Source organism: Pseudomonas sp. GW821-FHT09C10 (assembly GCF_059418085.1).
In genome coordinates this window covers 89859-106943 of sequence record NZ_JBWKPE010000006.1, presented here as the reverse complement: position 1 = coordinate 106943, position 17085 = coordinate 89859, and the positions used below count along the sequence as shown (strand labels likewise).

Here is a 17085-nt window from a genome sequence, read left to right as displayed (position 1 = left end):
CAGGACGAGCTTAAGCCTGGGTAGCGTATTTCGCCAGACGGGCATCGCCTTTCAGTACAGCCAGGGTGTTGTTGTGCACGTCTTCAGCGGTCACATCGGCCTTGCTGAAGATTTGCTGGAAGTGTTCGTGAGCCACGGCAGCGAAGTGCTCGCGATCTTCCGGAGCAACGCCCAGTACCACGGCGTAGGTGGTCAGTGCTTCGCCATTACCCTTGGCCATGTCTTCGGACAGCTCGTTCATCATGCCATTCATGGCAATCCAGGACTTGCCGCCGTAGGTCAGCGCGCTGTTGGTGCTGCAACCGTTGGTGCCCGAGGTCATGCCGAAGGTGGCGTTACCCGAAGTACCGTTGGTGGTGGAAGCCAGGAAGTGAGCTGGAGTACCGCGCTGGCCTTCGAACAACATGTTGCCCCAACCGCAGTTCGGGCCACCTGGTGCTTCAGCCATTGCATTGAGGGAGACGACGGTGAAGAGAGTACCGAGAAGGATCCGTTTCATAGCTTTGTTCTCTTTGTGTGCAAACCAATGGACAAGGGTTCAGGCACTTCATAGCGCCCTAGGGATCGGTTATTAGTCCAACCCGCGCAGTTTGGAGTTTAGGCACGTTCCAAGGGTTCCGTGTGTTTTTATAAAACAAGCGGCAATGTCGCGATTTTTTTGCAGGGTGCCTCCCGTGTCCAGGGTTTCCCAACGGCGCGCCTTGCCAGAGCGCGCAACAGGGAGCCAGAATGCCGTCATCTGCCCCGCCTGATGTAAGGAAGCCCGATGCCTGATCCTGTTGCTGCCAGCTTGCGTCTAGCGCCCGAAGCGCTGACTCGCCCTTTCTCCGCTGAACAGTTCAGCTTCTCGACCACCAATGATTTGGAGCCCTTTCGCGGTGTGCTTGGCCAGGAACGTGCGGTTGAAGCGTTGCAGTTCGGTGTGGCCATGCCGCGCCCCGGTTACAACGTATTTGTCATGGGCGAGCCGGGCACCGGCCGCTTTTCGTTCGTCAAACGCTACCTGAAAGCCGAGGGCAAGCGCCTGCAGACCCCGGCGGATTGGGTCTATGTGAACAATTTTGACGAACCTCGCGAACCCCGCGCCCTGGAATTGCCAGGCGGCGGTGCGGCGGCGTTCATTGCCGATATCAATGGCCTGGTCGACAACCTCGTCGCGACCTTCCCGGCGGTGTTCGAACACCCGACTTATCAGCAGCGCAAGAGTGCCATCGACCGCGCCTTCAACCAGCGCTATGACAAGGCCCTGGACGTGATCGAGCGCCTGGCCCTGGAAAAGGACGTGGCGCTGTACCGCGACAGCTCAAATATCGCCTTCACCCCGATGCTCGACGGCAAGGCCCTGGATGAGGCCGAGTTCTCCCAGCTGCCGGAAGTGGATCGCGAGCGTTTCCACACGGATATTTCCGAGCTGGAAGAACGCCTCAACGAGGAATTGGCCAGCCTGCCTCAGTGGAAGCGCGAGTCCAATAACCAACTGCGTCAGTTCAACGAAGAAACCATCACCCTGGCCTTGCAGCCTTTGCTCGCACCGCTGTCGGAAAAGTACGCCGAAAACGCCGGTGTCTGCGGTTACCTGCAGGCCATGCAGGTGTACCTGCTGAAAACCGTGGTCGAGCAACTGGTGGACGACGCCAAGACCGACGCCCAGGCCCGCAAGCTGCTCGAAGAGCAATACTGCCCGAGCCTGGTGGTGGGCCATGCGGTCAACGGTGGCGCGCCGGTGGTGTTTGAACCGCACCCGACCTACGACAACCTGTTCGGCCGTATCGAATACAGCACCGACCAGGGTGCGCTGTACACCACCTATCGCCAGTTACGCCCAGGTGCGTTGCACCGTGCCAACGGCGGTTTTCTGATTCTTGAAGCCGAGAAGATGCTCAGCGAGCCGTTTGTGTGGGACGCCCTCAAGCGTTCCCTGCAGTCGCGCAAGCTGAAGATGGAATCGCCCCTGGGCGAACTGGGCCGCCTGGCCACCGTGACCCTTAACCCGCAGATGATCCCGTTGCAGGTCAAGGTCATCATCATCGGTTCTCGCCAGTTGTATTACGCGCTGCAGGACGCCGATCCGGACTTCCAGGAGATGTTCCGGGTGCTGGTGGATTTCGACGAAGACATCCCGATGGTGGACGAGAGCCTGGAGCAGTTCGCCCAGTTGCTCAAGACCCGTACTTCGGAAGAAGGCATGGCGCCGCTGACCTCTGACGCGGTGGCGCGCCTGGCCACCTACAGCGCACGGCTGGCGGAGCACCAGGGCCGTTTGTCGGCGCGTATTGGGGATTTGTTCCAACTGGTCAGCGAAGCGGACTTTATCCGGCACCTGGCGGGCGATGAGATGACCGATGCGGGCCATATCGAGCGTGCGCTGAAGGCCAAGGCCACGCGCACCGGGCGTGTGTCGGCGCGGATTCTCGACGATATGCTCGCCGGGGTGATCCTGATCGACACCGCCGGCGCGGCGGTCGGCAAGTGCAACGGGCTGACGGTGCTGGAGGTCGGCGACTCGGCGTTCGGGGTGCCGGCGCGGATTTCCGCCACGGTGTACCCGGGCGGCAGCGGAATCGTCGACATCGAGCGTGAAGTTAACCTTGGACAGCCGATTCACTCCAAAGGCGTGATGATCCTCACCGGTTACCTGGGCAGCCGCTATGCCCAGGAATTTCCGCTGGCGATCTCGGCGAGTATCGCGCTGGAGCAGTCCTACGGTTACGTGGATGGTGACAGCGCGTCCCTGGGCGAGGCCTGTACCTTGATCTCGGCCTTGTCGAAGACGCCGCTCAAGCAGTGCTTTGCGATCACCGGTTCGATCAACCAGTTTGGTGAAGTGCAGGCTGTGGGCGGGGTCAACGAGAAGATCGAAGGCTTCTTCCGCCTGTGCGAAGCCCGCGGTTTGACCGGCGAGCAAGGGGCGATCATTCCCCAGGCCAACGTGGCCACGTTGATGCTGGATGAAAAGGTGTTGCAGGCCGTGCGCGCCGGGCAATTCCACATCTATGCGGTGCGTCAGGCCGACGAGGCATTGAGCCTGCTGGTGGGCGAGGATGCCGGTGAGCCGGACGCCGAGGGGCAGTTCCCGGAAGGCACGGTCAATGCCCGCGTGGTCGAGCGCTTGCGCGCGATTGCCGAGATGATCAGCGAGGAAGACCTGAAGGAAGCGGAGAAGGAGCTGGCGCAGCAGGCGCTGGCCGAAGCCAAGCCCACCTGAGTTCTGAGGCCAGGCCGGATCAAACATGTGGAAGGGGGCTTGCTCCCGATTGCGATAGGTCAGTCATGTAGATGTCGACTGACACACGGCATCGGGAGCAAGCCCCCACACATTTGGATCTGGTTACGTCACTAAATTGACGTCCTTCCGAGGGGCCAACGTCCGTTGGTCCCTACAGCCTTGGTTTGTCATGTTTTTATTCTATTCTGAGCCTTAGGGATATCCACAGGAGTCGCTGGATAGAAACAGCCTCGCCATAGGTTGAGGCTGAACACCGATCTACCGAGGGTCGCCGCCATGCCGCGCAACCTTTGCCTTACCCGCCAGTGCTTCGGCCTGGTTACCCGAATCGAATGTTCCGTTCGCCCGCTCGCGGGGGATAACGGGATGTGGACCTTGTTGTTTGCCGCCGGAATGACGGGTGAGCAGCCTTCCACAATCAAGTCCCAGGGCCCGTTTCATGGGCCCTTCGTGGCAGAAAGCATGCTGCAATCGATCGTCGACAGCCTGACCCTGCATGGCTATGAGCTGGCGGGTGACCCGCAGATCTGGTGCCTGCACATGCAGGCCCATCTGCGGCAGCTCAATGGCAGCCATGAGCAACTGGCGCTGTAGGCGCGGTTATTTGCTCTCGGTTTTGTCCAGCTTGACCTCAAAGCCGTATTGCACGGTACTGAGGTCGGTGCGCTGGTAGCTTTCCAGTGCTGTCGGCTGGCCGTAGAAGTAATGCACGTCAAACAAGGCCGTGCCGTATTCCTCGGCGCGATGGCTGACGCCGAGGATTTCCTTGAGGTAGTTGCCGCTGGCGTCCTTGGCGTAGAAGCGCCAGCTGTCGGCGGGGAACTCCTTTTGGTCGACGATCAGTGCGTTGTCCTTGAGTGATAAACCCTTGGGCAGCTTGGCCGCATCGATGTCGCCTTTCTCGATAGTCGCCAGGAACAGCGGGATCGAACCCACCACAAACGCCGGGTTTTCCGGGAACAGGTTGAGATCGTAGGTGAGGGTGCCGCGGGCCGGGTTCAATTCATACGCCTCGGTCGGCAATTCGATGGGCTCGCCGCGTTCACCTTTCTCATCGGCAGTGAAGAACGTCACCGGTGATTCGCTGCTGTTGCGCTCGCTGCCCACCAGGTCGTCATTGAAGGTGAATGGGTGGTCGAACACGATATGGGCGGCGCTGGCGTCTTCGACGGACTGGCTGATGGTGACGCTGTTCTTCAGTTGCTCCTCGGTCAACGAAGCGTCCTTGAGCCAGCTGGCGGCGCCGTCGTCGTACACGGTGACCGGCATGGGCAAGGCTTGTACGGTTTTTTCCAGGCTGTTCTTGTCGAAGCGCAGGACCGGCAGGTCGAGGTCCTTGCGGGTGACCGTGGCCGTGGAGAAATCCAGCACATTGATCTGCAGGGTGTCGATCAGGCCATTGAAATAGACCTTGGCGTAATGGCTGCTCTGCTTGTGCTCGAAGGCTTTCTGCTCATCGAGCAGTTGCTTTTCAAATGCCTCGGACCAGGCCTTCTGTTTTTGCATCTCGGCCAACTGCTTCTGGTAGAACTCGACTTGCGCGCTGCTTTCGTTGATCGAACCCGAGCGTGTGAGGAATTGCCCGGTGCTGTCCTGCGCCTGTACCAGCAAGGGGTTGGGCGATTCGTCACCCACTTCGGGTGCCAGTGGTTGGCTGTTGGTCAGTTCGATTTCGGCGTAGTTCTTTTCCAGGAGCAGCAGGTTGACGGTGATATTGCCTTCGGTGCGTTTGTGGCCGACGTCCTTTTTCGACAAGTCGAAGGTCAGCACTTTGCCCGGTGCGATCACTTCCACTGCGCCTTTGAGGCGAACGGGTTGCGGCTGGCTTTTGTTTTCCGTCTCGATGCCATCGATGAACGGATAGGTGACCGTCAGGTCATCCGGGTTGGTCAGGTTGGAGCTGCTGGGGCTCAACTGGATGCCGGGATCGGTTTCCGACCATTCCGGCTGGAACGGCACGACCTTGTTGTTGCTCAAGGTGACGGACTGCCATTCCAGGCCGTGGGGGAAGGGGAACTGGTCCGGCACATTGAAGTTGAACGGGAAGACCGGCTGCAGATCGGTCAGGTAGTCGGAATGTGAGGCTTTGCGCAGTACGAACAAGCCATTGATGTAGGTGTCCACCAGCCCTTGCGGCGTGGGGTAGTGCTTGAGCAGCGCGAGGGTGTCCTCGCCGTATTCGGCCTCGATGGGCTTGGTGGCGAGCTTGACCCGCGCCCGTTCCAGCAGCAGCAGCGAGCCGCCGAGGTCGGCAATGGCGTCGCGCAGTTTCGGATCCTGGATGCTGTCGAGGGACTGCTCGAACTTCGCGGTTTTCTCTTCGAGGGTGGCCTGTTTCTGCTCATCGCTTGGGGAACAGCCGCCGGCCAGCAACAAGGCGGCGCACAGGCCAACGCTGGCCAAAGGGGATCGCACATCCATCATCTGAGTTTTTCCTGTCCGACGTCATCGAGCCGAGTTATTGGGCTCGACACTAGCAGAAAAATTCTCTTACAGATGCCGCCCAGGTCAGTTTTCTCGTGGTTACAGGTGTCTTATAGCGGCTGGTATACTCGCCGCCATTTCTAGCCATGCTGTGTGAGATCCAATGGAACGCTTTATCGAAAATGCTATGTACGCCTCGCGCTGGCTGCTGGCGCCTATCTATTTCGGCCTGTCCCTCGGGTTGCTGGCGCTGGCGCTGAAATTCTTCCAGGAAGTGATTCACCTGCTGCCGAGCGTGTTCTCGATGGCCGAGTCCGAGCTGATCCTGGTGCTGCTGTCGTTGATCGACATGGCCCTGGTCGGCGGCTTGCTGGTGATGGTGATGATTTCCGGCTACGAGAACTTCGTCTCGCAGCTGGACATCGATGAAAGCAAGGAAAAGCTCAATTGGCTGGGCACCATGGACTCTTCATCGCTGAAGATGAAAGTGGCGGCCTCCATCGTGGCGATTTCCTCCATCCATTTGCTGCGCATCTTCATGGACGCCAAGAACGTCGATCCGCAACACCTGATGTGGTACGTGATCATTCACATGACCTTCGTGATCTCGGCGTTCGCCATGGGTTACCTGGACAAGGTCACCAAGCACTGATGCCCCGCGCTGGCCTTACTGCTCGATGAAGTAGTAGGGCTGGCGGTTGATGGCCATCTCCTTGATCACTGTGACCTTGGTGGTCAAGTCGTTGGTATGGTCCAGCAGCGCAACGTTGCCGGGCTTGGCGGTCAAAAAGCGCTGAAGCTCGGCTTCGGTCTGCAGGATCGGGAGGTAGGCCTGGGTGTAGAACACGCTGGCGCCGGCGATCCGCTCATTGGGCTGAAACAACACCACCTCCTTGCCTTCGGCTTGCAGTGCCTGGATCTGACTGATCAACGGCACGAACGACTGGCGCACGTCGGCTTTGGGCGCGAACCAGAAAGCAGCGATCAGGTAGCAAGCCACTGCCAGGGTGAAAACGCCGCCAATCACGCGGCGGTGATAGGCGTACAACGCCGGCTTGTGATCCTTCAGCCATTTCAGCAGCACCCGCACATATTCCGCAGCCAGTACAGCGGCGGCCGGTGTCAGGGCCATCAGGTAAACCGTGCGCTTGCTTGAGGCCAGCGTCAGCAGGGTGAACTGCGCCACCAGCCACACGCTGAAGAACAGGTGGTAACGGTTGCGCACCAGGCTTTTACGGAAATGCCACAGCCCCAGGTACACCAGGATGTTCCACGGCAGGAAGGCCTCGGGCAGCTTGGCGATGTAGTAATAGAACGGTTCGTAATGCCCGGCCTCCACGAACGAGCCGCTGAAGCGCCCGACGCTGTTGGTCCACAGCACTTCGCCCACGGCCTGCATCCCGCCGCGCTGGAACAGGAAGCACAACCAGATCATCAGCGGCACCAATGCCAACAGGGTGAACAGCGCCGGCTTGAGCCAGTCGGCGAGGCGCAGGCGCTTGTCCATCAGGCTGGTGCTGGCCAGGTACACAAAGATCACGATGCCCGGCATCGCCAGGCCCAGTACGCCTTTGCTCAAGGTGGCGATCACCATGCCGGCGGTAAACAGCGCCCAGGCCCAGGTCGTGGAGCCTTGGCGCTCGGACTCAGGCCGCATTGCCTGGTAGAACGCCAGCAGTGCGGTGGTCACGCCGAGGCTGAGCAGTGAGTCTTCACCCACGCCGCGCACATTGCTCCAGTAGCTGGCCATGGTCGCCAGGATCAGCGCCGCACTGAAGGCCAATGTTTTCGGGCGCCCGAACCGGCGCAGCATTCCATAGAACAGCATCACGCTGAACAGACCGGCAAATGCCGAGGCCAGACGGACCGCCCCAGGCGTGCCGCCGAACAGGCGAATCGCTCCGGCGTCCAGCCACAGGCTCAAGGGCGGTTTTTCCAGGAAGGGTTCACGAAACAGTTGCGGCACGACCCAGTCATTGTCCAGGTGCATGGCCATGGCGATCCCCGCGACGCGGGCCTCGGTGGAGCCTTGCAGTTCGTGGTTACCCAGGGCAAAGAAAAACAACAGAGCAGCAAGCAGGAGCAGCAGGGGGGCGGGGCGCGTCATGGAGTCTGGCTACCGAGGCAGAAGGCCGTTCGGGGGAACGGCTCGCAATCGGTGAGTATAGGGAGACGATTCTTAATATTTCATGAATGGGAGTGGGTTTATATCGCTGGGCCAGGAGGTTGATGTACCCCCTGGCTTTGCGTGAGGCATTACGAGGCTTTGACTTTGAAGCGGCTCAGGCCCTGTTGCATGGCGTTGGCTCGTTCCGAGAGGTTCTTGGCCGCCACCGCGCATTGTTGGGAGTTGACCTGATTCTGCTGGGTGACTTCGTCGATCTGCTCCAGGCCGATGCTCGCCTGCTGCAGGCCGGAAGCCTGTTCACTGGAGGCTTGGTAGATCAACGACACCAGGCTGGACACCGTGCTGGTGCCGCTGACGATATTTCTCAACGAGTCGGCTGTGCGGCCGGCGATGATCATGCCGCGCTGGGTCTTGGTCGAGGAGTCGGCAATCAGCGCGGCGGTTTGCTGGGCGGCTTCGGCGCTGCGGGCGGCGAGGCTCCTGACCTCATCGGCGACCACCGCAAAGCCACGGCCCAGTTCGCCGGCACGCGCGGCCTCGATGGCCGCGTTCAGCGCCAGCAGGTTGGTTTGAGCGGCGATGTTGTCGATGGTGGTGATAATGGCCGTGATGTCTTTGCCCGAGTTGTCGATCTCCGCCATGGCCGCGATCAATTCACTCATCAACTTATCGCTTTCCCCGGCGTCGGCGCGGGAGGTCTGGGATTGCTCATCGGCCTTTTTCGCATTGGCGGCGTTGTCGGTGGTTTGCGCTGCCATCTGGGTCATCACCGCACTGATTTCAGTGATGGACGATGCAGAGTTGGACGCGCCGTCGGACAGCGACTGGCTCAACTCGGTGACCTGCGCGGAACTGCCGGTGATTTGCGTGGCGCTGGCCTGCACCTGGGAAATCAAGGTGTTCAGGTTGCCGACCATTTTTTCCAACGACTTGCCCAGGGTGTCATTGGGCGAGGACAGGCGCACTTCCAGATCCAGGTCCCCCTCGGAAATTCGCTCGGCTACGCGCACCTGGCGTTGCAGGCTTTCCGACATATCGTTCAAGGCAAAGGACAATTGGCCCACTTCATCTTCAGATTTTTGCACCAGCCGACGCGAGAAATCCCCCAGGCTGATGTTGGCGGCCAGGGCCGCGGCTTCACGAATCGGACCGACGATTTTTGCCGTGGCCAACCACAGCGCCAGCAATGCCAGCAAGGAGATGCCGACGCCGACCGAGACCTGCCAGATGCTGCTTTTGACACCGCGTGACTGCAGTTCCTGCTCCAGGGCCATGGCCTGGCTCATGACCACCGCCTTGGGCAGATGGATCACGATCGCCCAAGGCTTGCCGGTGCGCCCCAGGTTGATCGGCATCTGCACTTCGATTTCCTGGGAGTCCGGGTTGAGCCGGCTGTCTCCCTGGCCCTTCTGCACATTGGCCAACACTTTTTCCCACGTGCCGGGCAGCAAGGCTTTCAGTGACTGGCCGATGAGTTCCGGGCGTTTACTGTCGGCCACCACCAACCCTTGATTGCTCAGGATCGACACCGAGCCTTTGCCGCCATACAGGTCGGCGGACATTTGCTCGCTGAGTTTCTGGATAAACGAAATGTCGAAGTCTGCACCGACCACGCCGTAGAACTTGCCATTGGCGATGATCGGTACCGACAGCGTGGTCAGCCATACATTTTTGCCCTGCACCACGTAGGGAAGCGGGTCGAGCACGCTTTCTTTCTGGGTGTCCCGCGGGCCGGAATACCAGCCGCCCTTCAACACACCGTTGGGGTGGCGGGCATCGGAATCGTACTCAACCAGCGGTTGCACGGCGATATGGCCGTCTGAACTGCGTGTCCAGTAAGGCGTGAAGCGGCCCGTCAGCGGGTTGTTACCGCTCTCATTGATACGAAAGGCTTGATCCTGGCCGTCCAGCGCATCCGGCTCCCAGCATGAATAGGTGCCGTTGAAGTCAGGGTTGTCCTTGAGCACGCTGAGCAGCATCGCATTGATCTGCTCGCGGCCCAGGGTCAGCGGGCTCTGGGCACTTTTACTCGCTCCCAGGGTATTGGCCATTGTGCGTGCCGAATCCAAGGCGTTTTGCAGTTTTGCCTGGATGGCATTGGCACGCGCCTCAGCCAGGTTTTGCACTTCGCGGATAGTGGCGCTTTCAATCAGGGTTGAAACTTCAGCACCTACAAAAGCCTGGTTGGCATTCGAGGAATACAGGCCATATAACACCAGGCTCGCGCAAGAGATAAACAGGCAGAGCCCGGCCGTGAAACAGATTCGAGTCTGCAATGAGTTGAATTTCATGATGTTTCCTGCCCATGCTAATAGTTGCCAACATCATCGAATGTCGACATTCCGGTACTTTCTTGGCGCAAGGCATAGTGTTCTATCATTGGCTGCTTAGGCATATGCATGCGGTACAGCGCTGAGTTTGCTTAATGCTCTTTTGGCATCTCTTCATCGAGCCATAAATGCTCGGTATTTTTAAAACCGTAACGCTGGGGCGGTACTCTCGCGACAATTCGGTCGGAGTGTGCGGGATCACTCAGGTCTATTATTTTCGGCGTTACATAGATATTTAGAACGGGCAGGAAAAACACTTTGATTTTTGGCGTCAATAAAGAGTCGGGATGTTGCTCTATGACGACACCGATACTGCCACTTTTCAATTGAACGATAGAACCGACCGGGTAAATACCCACGGACTTCAAAAATGCACGAAATACTTCGTCATCAAAGTGTCCGTCCCATGTGGACATCTGCTGGATGGCGACGGCGGGGTCCCAGCCCTGGTTGTAGGAACGGTCCGAGGTGATTGCATCGTAGACATCGCATACCGCCGCCATCCGGGCTACCAGGCTGATCTGGTCACCCGCCAACTGATGGGGGTAGCCGGTACCGTCGACTTTTTCGTGGTGATGCAGGCACACATCCACGACCATTTCGCACATCTGCGAGGCCGCCAGCAGGGTTTTCTCCCCCTCCAGTGGATGGGTGCGCACCAACTGCAATTCGTCATTGCTCAACCGGCCAGGCTTGTTGAGGATGGCGCCCGGTATCGCCATTTTGCCGATGTCGTGCAGCAACCCGGCCATTCCGACCCGACGAATCAGTGCGGTGGACAGGCCCAATTGATTACCCAGGGCAATCATCAACGCACACACGGCGACCGAATGCATGTAGGTGTAGTCGTCGATGCTTTTCAGGCGTGCCAGGCTGATAAAGGCGTTGGGATGGCGGGCGATGGAGCTCGAAATGTCGTCCACCAGTGCACTGATGTGTTCCAGCTCCAGGGCCCGGCCCATGCGGGCATGGCCGAACATTTCGACAACGGCGGTCTTGGCGCGGCTACAGATTTGCTGTGCGGCCACCAACTCGTCTTGCATGGATCTGGGGACGGCTGGCGCTGCTGTCGGGGCCTGGGTGGCTGGCTGAGTGCCGCAGCCCAGGGCGCACGGCCCTTCTGAGGGTGCGCCGTCCCGCCAGAATGGCTTTGCCTCGCCGTCAGGCGCCTGCAGATTGAGTTCATTGCACTTCAACATGGTATGCCCTCTGTTGATGTTCTTCTTATACCTTTCTCATCAGCCTCCTTGGCTTGAGCAGTGTTGTCTTGCCTTTCAGGTCGGGCTCGCGGTCTTGATACGCGCGACTACGCGGCCTGCCAAGTCATCCGGGCGAAACTTCGCCAGGAAGTCATCGGCCCCGACTTTCTTGACCATGGCCTGGTTGAAACCGCCCGACAGGGAGGTGTGCAGCACGATATGCAACTTGGCCATGCGCGGGTCACCGCGGATTTCGGCGGTCAGGGTATAACCGTCCATTTCCGGCATTTCGATGTCCGAAATCATCATCAGGAATTCCTCATGCGGGTTGCGCCCCTCGTCAAGCATGGCCCGAAGGTAATCCAGCGCCTGGCGCCCATCGTTCAAGGCGACCACCTCGACGCCTACCGTTTCCAGGCAGCGGGTCACCTGTTTACGCGCCACCATCGAGTCGTCCACGGTCAACACACGCAGATGCCTGGCCTGTCGGGTGACCGTGTCATCCACCACGCCGACGGATATTTCCTCGGACGAGGGCGAGATTTCCGTCAGCACCTTTTCCACGTCGATGATTTCGACCAGACGATCATCGGTACGGGTAACGGCCGTCAGGTAATTGTTGTCGCCGCTGCCCTTGGGGGGCGGATGAATATCTTCCCAGTTCAAATTGACGATGTGTTCAACCGCATACACCAGGAAACCCTGAACGCGGTTGTTGTACTCCGTAAGTATAATAAAGGCGCTTTCTTTATCCGTGATCCCGGGCAGCCCTGTTGCCATCGCGAGGTCTAGAATGGGAATGCAAGCGCCGCGTATATTGGCAACGCCACAAATGTTGTTATTAGACTTTGGTAGTAGAGATAACTTGGGACAGCGGATAACTTCCCGAACTTTAAAGACGTTGATTCCGTACAGCTGTTGGTCGTTGAAGCGGAATAGCAATAATTCCAGCCTGTTCTGACCGACCAGTTGTGTACGGCTGTTAACGGATGCCATTACACCTGCCATACACACCCCTTGATTCTGGTTGGAACAGCGTTGATGTCGTAATGACATTAGCATATGTAAGGGAATGTAAAATATATGTGAAATAAAAATAATCGAGGGGTTTATCGTTAAAGCAGCAGCGATGCGGATGAGTAGCTATTCAGGCGGATGTTTGAAAATAGTTAGTTGGCTAACTTGCTATTTTTGCAGCTGAGAATGATTCAGGTTGGAAAAGCGTAGGGTGCGCGCGTATGACTACTTTTGTTACTGGATTGCGCAGGCGTCTCCGGTGAGTAGCAACACGCCTTCGACCAACAGTTCACCCAGCACAGTCGATTGGTGGGTGGCCAGTAGCGTGTGACGGTTGGCGCCTTCGAGTTCGAAGGCCTGGTCGTGGCGTTGGGTGAAGCGAGGATTTGGCGAACATCAAGTGGACTTTGCGCAGAACTCCTGCATCAGAGTGAATTACGCCGATACCCTTGTTCAGCACCGTATTCCGCTTGTGCTCCTACTGGAGATGAATTCGGAGGATGGTGTGGAGGGCGTCGTCTGCAAAGGTGCAGGGGCTTTCCCAAGACGGGTGCTGGGTAGCCGGGGTAACAAGGCGTCTGGAACGCAAAAAGCCTATACGGAAGCCAATAACTCCGAACCCTTGGTTTTTCTGGATTCCAGGCACAAAAAAAGACGTCCGTGGACGTCTTTGATTGATCATTTGGGCCGGGGTAAGTTGAACCGTCTGCGTATCACGTTGATTTTGTTTATTATTTCTAATTAGCTATTTTTTTTGGAATACCAATTGGAATACTACTGATTTAAAGAATTCAAAATGTATCGGCTGGCGACGGATATTTTTTCGCCAAATCCATCAAGCTTCAGTCGGCTCAACGGCTCAACGGCTCAACGGCTCAACGGCTCAACGGCTACTGTCTCGTGTTGAAGGACATAAGCCGCTGGCTATCATCGGCAATTGCTTCCTGTCCTTGATGGCTCATTGCCTCTCTGAATGCTAACATTTCAGATCTTTTCCAAAGGCCATAGAGAATGGACTCGCTAGGTATCGATCAGCGCATCAATTCTGCTCCAGAATTTGGCTGCGCGTTCCATGTTTGCGCTCCAGCACTCTCCAATACCATCACCAAGAGAATGGCATGACTAATCATCAAAAGCCCATGCTGGGCGTTTTCGTGCATGGCTTCACCGGCGGCAGCGAAACGTGGAAAAACCCTAGCGGCTTAACTTTCAAGAGCCTGCTCGCAGCAGAGCCTGAAATCAACCAACAGTTCGATTTTGTAGAGTTCGAATACTTTACTAAGGTAGTAAGTATCTTTAATACAAACCTCTTGCAGAAGGCTGCAGGCTTTTTGGGGTTGGGGCGTAGTGCTGTCAGATATAATAGGCCAATTAACAAGTTGGCCCAAGAGCTTCAAACGTTTATCCAGCTTAATGCTGATGCTTATGAAGGTATAGTATTAATAGGCCACAGCATGGGCGGACTAATCTGTAAGGAAGTGGTTTTATCACAAGTGAGAGGAGAGGTTCCAGAGATAGTTGGTTATGTGTCTGTAGCAGTTCCGCATAAGGGATCTCTCAATGCAATGCTTCTTTCAGGTGTGAACACTAACGCCAAAGAGTTTACTCCTCTTAATGAGTATAATGATCAGCTAAATAATAGATGGATAGATCAAAAGAGTAGTCTTCCTGAGTCTTTGTATTTAGTAGGGCAGCATGATCAATACGTGCCTAGTACCAGTGCACTTCCTTTCAATACCAAGCACTTTACATTGGCGCACGATCACAACACTATTTCCAAGCCGGTAGGTCCTGCTGATGGATCATTCAAAGCAGTTGCTAAATTTATCTCAAAAATCGCTAAAGCGAAAATGATGGAGGCAGCTTTAAATGTTTCATATGACGAAGCTGCCCCTGAATATGATAAAGAGATTTTCGTCATAAAAATGATTCTTGCTGAAATTGGGCCAAAGGGGATAGATGATGCGAAGGAGTCGTTTTTTAATGCGGAAATAATTACCAAGGCAGCCGACGACGCCGACAAGGAAATGTTACGTGACTTGCGGGCGAAGGTTATATCCCTCTACCGCCAAACGTACAATCACTACACAGCAATCCAGAATTCACCAAATGTAGTCTTTGCACAAGTGCATGAGAAGCTTCTATCGCAAGACAGACAAAGTCTTGAAGTTGGTGCTAAGTATGTAAACTTCCTGCATAAGAAGGGGTTGCTTCATCAGGTTGCCAATAAACTATGCACTACCGTTGTTTGGCACGACGACACCGATCTTGACGAATTGCATAGGATGACTCAATGAGCATCGACTACATGTTCTTCGATTATCGGGAAGAACAGTATACGAGTATGTTCAGAATATGGGCGATTGCTGAGACATTAGACCGCAATAGTAAGGGGCGCAATGTCTTGACCTTGAATAAGGCTCTGCTCATTGACTTAATAGTGAAAAACCCATCTTTGTTTCGGCGAGCCTGCGAGTTTTTGAGCGGGAAAGGAACTGCCCGAATGGTGGGGGATGTTCTATATAGTACTCACGTCGATAAAAGCCATAGAGCTCGTCAAAAAGACTTTCTAGCTAAAGTTCTTCTCCTTCACAAAGACGGAGCAGTTAACTTTTTTCGTGAGGAAGAGGACTACTACTTGCAGTGCTTGCAACCGTTGCCGATTAGTGAAGATGAGAGTCTTGTTCACCTCAAGAGTCAGCTTGTTGCAATAAAAGGCATCCTCAGTAAATCGGATGCAATTATCGAGAAAATGATTTTAGGTGCCGAATGAGCAATAGACCGTCTTTAATCATCCAGCGATTGGTTTTGGCTGGGGTAAGCAAGAATTATGAGTCTACTTTTGAGCCAGGACTGAATATCGTTCGTGGTGCAATGGACTCTGGAAAATCTACAATTCTTCACATGATCAATTATTGCCTCGGTGGGTCAAATAGGAAAATTCTATATGATGAGGTAAGAGCAAAGGTTCGTATAATATCTCTTCAGGTTTCGCTCAACGGCCAAGTTTTTACTTTCGAGCGCCAATTGCTCGATTCTAAAGCTGCAGTCAAAGTTTATGCTTGCCCTTACGATAATCGCGATGAGGTTTTTCCTCAATTTATGTCCGCTGATTCGCAAGGCTCTATGCCTGACGGCTGGCTGTCAGACTTCATTCTCGAAAGCTTGGGGATTGCTCGTGTAAAAATCACTGAGTCCTCTAGGAATCCGAACGCAGGCGAAGATCGCCTTAGCTTTCGTGATCTAATGAAATTAATGTTTTTAAAACAAACCGAAGTCGGTTCTGACGGTCTGTTAGATTATAAGAATAAGTCGGTATTTTTTAAGAATGTTAATGTTCAAAAATTTGTTTTTAATGTTCATGATGAACAGCTTTCCAATCTAAAAACTCAACGGAGTCTAGAATCTACGATACTTAATGAACTCCAAAAAAGCGAAAAAACAATCTCTGCATTTTTAAAAGATGTAAAAATTCCTCTTGATAGATTTTCTGCTGGCGATCAGATTGATGAAGCGAAGAGTAAAATCCAAGAGCTAAATGCTGCGACTCAAGAGTTAAAAAATGACTTGGGTTTTAGCACTCAAGCCTCATTGGCTCTGCGCCAAACTATAGTAAATCTTAAATCGGAGCTTGACGCTCAAAATTTAGCGATCAATCTTGCAAAAAAGCAAATTGACAATTTTACAAAATTGAAAAGTACTTATCGGCTTGAATATGACAGTCTTCAGTACTCCAAGCTGGCACGACCTCATATTTTTAGTATGCAATCCGGTCAGACAATTGCGTGTCCTTTGTGCACTTCCGAGTTGTCGCTCGATACGGAGGTGATCCCTGAGGAAGATATAGCAGCTCTTGAGCGTTCTCTTAAAAATCGTTTGGCGGGGTTAGATGCATCAATCAAGAATTCTTTAGAGAAAATCGAGAGTATAAAAACTGAGGCTGCTCACATAGAAAGCCTGATCAACGAAAATACTCAGATTTTCGATCAGAGTAATCTGTCTAGCATCTCTCCATTAATCTCGATGATTGAAGCTTCTGAGAAAACGAAAATACAAGCTCATCTTGAGCTTTCCCAATTGAAACGAAACTTATCAATATATAATAAATATACCGAAATAAAAGATAAGATTCGAAATAAGCAGGCGGTGATTGATAACCTTAATGACGCCATTTCTACCGTCGAGGGTGGTCTGGTTGATTTGGATAATGTAGTAACTGAATTAGGCGCCATGTTTCGTAATTACATGAGCCGTAGCGCGGTTCAGAATGTTCAGGCGGCCAGTTATAATAAAACGTTTACAGCTAGCTTGAGAGGTGTTTCTTATTACGATCATCTTTCGGGTGGTATAAAAACTGTTACTTCAATTGGGATGTATCTGACGCGTTTCTTATACACGCTGGATCATAAAAGTAATTTGCCTCCGCTTCTTATGATTGATACTCCTGGGCAGAATATCGGTCGAAAGCGTTCAGCGGATGATGGGGATGCAAGCGTTTCCGATCCAGATGTTTATGAGAAAATCTATCAGCAGCTATTAGATGCTGTTAATTATGCTGAGGAAAAACAAATTCCTTGCCAGATAATTGTAGTCGATAATGATTTTCCAGATATTTTGACGACGCCACCATACAGCGATAAATATCATTTGGTGAAGAGGTTTCAGAAAAATAGTGATAAGTTTGATAAGGGCCTTATTGATGATGCGTGATTCATCTTGCTAATAAATTAACGTGTTATCAGAACTCAAGCTGATTGGTGT

General features: G+C 54.5%; 12 protein-coding genes and 1 pseudogene. 6 read left to right on the top strand and 7 right to left on the bottom strand.

Features of this window, described 5'->3' with window-relative positions; genetic code table 11:
* Positions 1-10 precede the first annotated feature (10 nt).
* Positions 11-499: a DUF3015 domain-containing protein gene (locus tag AC07OT_RS13860; RefSeq protein ID WP_027605327.1), complete on the bottom strand. Its 489-nt coding sequence runs from the start codon at positions 497-499 to the stop codon at positions 11-13.
* A gap of 267 nt (positions 500-766) precedes the next feature.
* Here AC07OT_RS13860 and AC07OT_RS13855 point away from each other — a divergent pair, with 267 nt between their 5' ends.
* Both AC07OT_RS13855 and AC07OT_RS13850 read left to right on the top strand, forming a co-directional pair.
* Entirely contained in the window at positions 767-3205 is a 2439-nt protein-coding gene (locus tag AC07OT_RS13855; protein WP_065938302.1) for a Lon protease family protein, read from the top strand.
* 297 nt (positions 3206-3502) lie between these two features.
* The gene (locus AC07OT_RS13850; RefSeq protein WP_027605329.1) at positions 3503-3820 is read left to right on the top strand and encodes a PA4575 family protein; all 318 of its coding nucleotides are present in this window, start codon (positions 3503-3505) and stop codon (positions 3818-3820) included.
* 6 nt (positions 3821-3826) lie between these two features.
* On the opposite strand, the gene AC07OT_RS13845 is transcribed toward AC07OT_RS13850, so the two are convergent.
* Positions 3827-5650 carry a hypothetical protein gene (locus tag AC07OT_RS13845; protein ID WP_495108309.1) on the bottom strand — a complete coding sequence of 608 codons (1824 nt, stop codon included), beginning with the start codon at positions 5648-5650 and terminating at the stop codon, positions 3827-3829.
* A 163-nt stretch (positions 5651-5813) separates the two neighbouring features.
* Between AC07OT_RS13845 and AC07OT_RS13840 the strand changes: the two genes are divergently transcribed.
* Positions 5814-6302 (top strand): TIGR00645 family protein, encoded by a 489-nt coding sequence (locus tag AC07OT_RS13840; RefSeq protein ID WP_016976786.1) that lies wholly within the window; start codon positions 5814-5816, stop codon positions 6300-6302.
* Between the two features lie 15 nt (positions 6303-6317).
* On the opposite strand, the gene AC07OT_RS13835 is transcribed toward AC07OT_RS13840, so the two are convergent.
* From AC07OT_RS13835 to AC07OT_RS13815, 5 genes and pseudogenes are all read right to left on the bottom strand, one after another.
* On the bottom strand, positions 6318-7757 hold the full coding sequence (locus AC07OT_RS13835) for an ArnT family glycosyltransferase (protein WP_495108308.1): 1440 nt from the start codon (positions 7755-7757) through the stop codon (positions 6318-6320).
* Between the two features lie 149 nt (positions 7758-7906).
* A complete protein-coding gene (locus AC07OT_RS13830; RefSeq protein WP_495108378.1) occupies positions 7907-8695 on the bottom strand; it encodes a methyl-accepting chemotaxis protein in 789 nt (262 codons plus the stop codon).
* 111 nt (positions 8696-8806) lie between these two features.
* Positions 8807-10069, bottom strand: a pseudogene (locus AC07OT_RS13825) (cache domain-containing protein); the annotation flags it as partial.
* 131 nt (positions 10070-10200) lie between these two features.
* Complete coding sequence (locus tag AC07OT_RS13820; protein ID WP_495108307.1) at positions 10201-11136, bottom strand: HD-GYP domain-containing protein; 936 nt, start codon at positions 11134-11136, stop codon at positions 10201-10203.
* Between the two features lie 246 nt (positions 11137-11382).
* Positions 11383-12315 (bottom strand): chemotaxis protein CheV, encoded by a 933-nt coding sequence (locus AC07OT_RS13815; protein ID WP_495108306.1) that lies wholly within the window; start codon positions 12313-12315, stop codon positions 11383-11385.
* 1127 nt (positions 12316-13442) lie between these two features.
* On the opposite strand from AC07OT_RS13815, the gene AC07OT_RS13810 reads away from it, so the two are divergent.
* The 3 genes from AC07OT_RS13810 to AC07OT_RS13800 are packed head-to-tail and all read left to right on the top strand — an operon-like array spanning position 13443 to position 17034.
* Positions 13443-14621: an ABC-three component system protein gene (locus AC07OT_RS13810; RefSeq protein ID WP_210042710.1), complete on the top strand. Its 1179-nt coding sequence runs from the start codon at positions 13443-13445 to the stop codon at positions 14619-14621.
* A complete protein-coding gene (locus tag AC07OT_RS13805; RefSeq protein WP_495108305.1) occupies positions 14618-15097 on the top strand; it encodes a hypothetical protein in 480 nt (159 codons plus the stop codon). Before AC07OT_RS13810 ends, AC07OT_RS13805 begins: the two co-directional genes overlap by 4 nt.
* Positions 15094-17034 (top strand): AAA family ATPase, encoded by a 1941-nt coding sequence (locus AC07OT_RS13800; RefSeq protein WP_495108304.1) that lies wholly within the window; start codon positions 15094-15096, stop codon positions 17032-17034. The genes AC07OT_RS13805 and AC07OT_RS13800 overlap by 4 nt, the downstream gene beginning before the upstream one ends.
* The last annotated feature ends 51 nt before the right edge of the window (positions 17035-17085 follow it).

Excerpts from the sequence above, each read along its gene's own strand:
- AC07OT_RS13860 (WP_027605327.1), bottom strand. The coding sequence starts at position 499 with ATGAAACGGATCCTTCTCGGTACTCTCTTCACCGTCGTCTCCCTCAAT.
- AC07OT_RS13855 (WP_065938302.1), top strand. The coding sequence starts at position 767 with ATGCCTGATCCTGTTGCTGCCAGCTTGCGTCTAGCGCCCGAAGCGCTG.
- AC07OT_RS13850 (WP_027605329.1), top strand. The coding sequence starts at position 3,503 with ATGCCGCGCAACCTTTGCCTTACCCGCCAGTGCTTCGGCCTGGTTACC.
- AC07OT_RS13845 (WP_495108309.1), bottom strand. The coding sequence starts at position 5,650 with ATGATGGATGTGCGATCCCCTTTGGCCAGCGTTGGCCTGTGCGCCGCC.
- AC07OT_RS13840 (WP_016976786.1), top strand. The coding sequence starts at position 5,814 with ATGGAACGCTTTATCGAAAATGCTATGTACGCCTCGCGCTGGCTGCTG.
- AC07OT_RS13835 (WP_495108308.1), bottom strand. The coding sequence starts at position 7,757 with ATGACGCGCCCCGCCCCCCTGCTGCTCCTGCTTGCTGCTCTGTTGTTT.
- AC07OT_RS13830 (WP_495108378.1), bottom strand. The coding sequence starts at position 8,695 with ATGGTCGGCAACCTGAACACCTTGATTTCCCAGGTGCAGGCCAGCGCC.
- AC07OT_RS13815 (WP_495108306.1), bottom strand. The coding sequence starts at position 12,315 with ATGGCAGGTGTAATGGCATCCGTTAACAGCCGTACACAACTGGTCGGT.
- AC07OT_RS13810 (WP_210042710.1), top strand. The coding sequence starts at position 13,443 with ATGACTAATCATCAAAAGCCCATGCTGGGCGTTTTCGTGCATGGCTTC.
- AC07OT_RS13805 (WP_495108305.1), top strand. The coding sequence starts at position 14,618 with ATGAGCATCGACTACATGTTCTTCGATTATCGGGAAGAACAGTATACG.
- AC07OT_RS13800 (WP_495108304.1), top strand. The coding sequence starts at position 15,094 with ATGAGCAATAGACCGTCTTTAATCATCCAGCGATTGGTTTTGGCTGGG.